At 61.1% G+C, this 1,406-nt stretch carries 2 protein-coding genes; both read right to left on the reverse strand.

The window, feature by feature from the left end:
• Nucleotides 1–524, reverse strand: a 524-nt coding sequence (gene rfbC, locus VZP09_RS12565; RefSeq protein ID WP_129325365.1) for a dTDP-4-dehydrorhamnose 3,5-epimerase, incomplete at its 3' end; no start/stop codon positions are given.
• A gap of 14 nt (nucleotides 525–538) precedes the next feature.
• Nucleotides 539–1,406: dTDP-4-dehydrorhamnose reductase (rfbD, locus tag VZP09_RS12570; protein ID WP_328795180.1), on the reverse strand; the 868-nt coding region annotated here is incomplete at its 5' end.

Here is a 1,406-nt window from a genome sequence, read left to right on the forward strand (position 1 = left end):
TGTGCCTGCAGATCTTTCTCCGACAGCGACAGCGCGCAGTCGCCCAGCGCCGGCCAGTCAATCCCTATCTCCGGATCGTTCCAGATGATGCTCCGCTCTGACTGCGGCGCGTAGTAGTTCGTCGCCTTGTAGACAAACTGCACCGTGTCGCTCAGCGCCATAAACCCGTGGGCGAATCCTTCCGGGATCCACAGCTGACGTTTATTCTCTGCGCTGAGCACCGCGCCCACCCATTTGCCAAAGGTGGGTGATGAACGACGGATATCCACCGCCACGTCAAATACCTCACCTTCCACGCAGCGGACCAGTTTGCCCTGTGCGTGCGGATCCAGCTGATAGTGCAGCCCGCGCAATACGCCTTTCTGGGACTGGGAGTGGTTGTCCTGGACGAATTCCACCTGGCGGCCCACCGCCTCATTGAACACCTTGCTGCTGAAGCTCTCAAAGAAGAAGCCCCGCGCATCACCAAACACGCGCGGTTCAAAAATCAGCACCTCAGGAATATCTGTTTTAATAATGTTCATCTTTTGCCACCCGTTTATTTACCCAGGACTTCTGTTACCACGCGAGCCACACCCTGACGCCAGTCCGGGAGAGTCACCCCGAATGCCTGCTGGAATTTTTCATTCGACAGGCGAGAGTTGAGCGGACGCTTCGCCGGCGTCGGATAGGCCGTCGTCGGAATGCCCTTCACTTCCTGAACCGCCAGCTCGGCACCGTGCGCTCTGGCCACCTCAAACACATAGCGGGCGTAGTCGCACCAGCTGGTCTCGCCGCTGGCCACCAGATGATAGGTGCCGGCCAGCGCCGGATCACGCAGCGTTTCACGGATTGCCGTCGCCGTGCAGTCTGCCAGCAGCTCTGCGCCGGTGGGCGCCCCGTGCTGGTCGTCAATGATGGAGAGCGTCTCTTTCTCACCCGCCAGGCGGAGCATCGTTTTGGCAAAGTTGGCGCCGCGGGTGGCATACACCCAGCTGGTACGGAAAATCAGGTGACGCGGGTTGCCCTGCTCCAGCGCCAGTTCACCGGCGCGTTTGGTTTCACCGTAGACGTTCAGCGGGCCGGTTGCCTCATCTTCCCGGCGATAATGGCTGCCGGCGCCGTCGAACACATAGTCCGTGGAATAGTGCACCATCAGGGCACCCAGCTTCGCCGACTCCGCCGCCAGCACCGCCACCCCTTTGTCGTTCAGCAGGTCGGAGAGCTCCCGCTCGCTTTCGGCCTTGTCCACGGCCGTGTGCGCGGCGGCATTCACCACCACGTCCGGGCGGACGGTACGCACAGTCTGCGCGATACCGTCCAGATTAGTCAGATCGCCGCACAGCTCTTTATCAAAGTAATCCACCGCGACCACATCACCGAGCGTGGAGAGGGAGCGCTGCAGCTCCCAGCCCACCTGGCCATTC

The sequence above is a fragment of the Klebsiella sp. EMBS2024 genome (genome assembly GCF_036233805.1).
GTDB classification, from domain to species: domain Bacteria; phylum Pseudomonadota; class Gammaproteobacteria; order Enterobacterales; family Enterobacteriaceae; genus Klebsiella; species Klebsiella pneumoniae.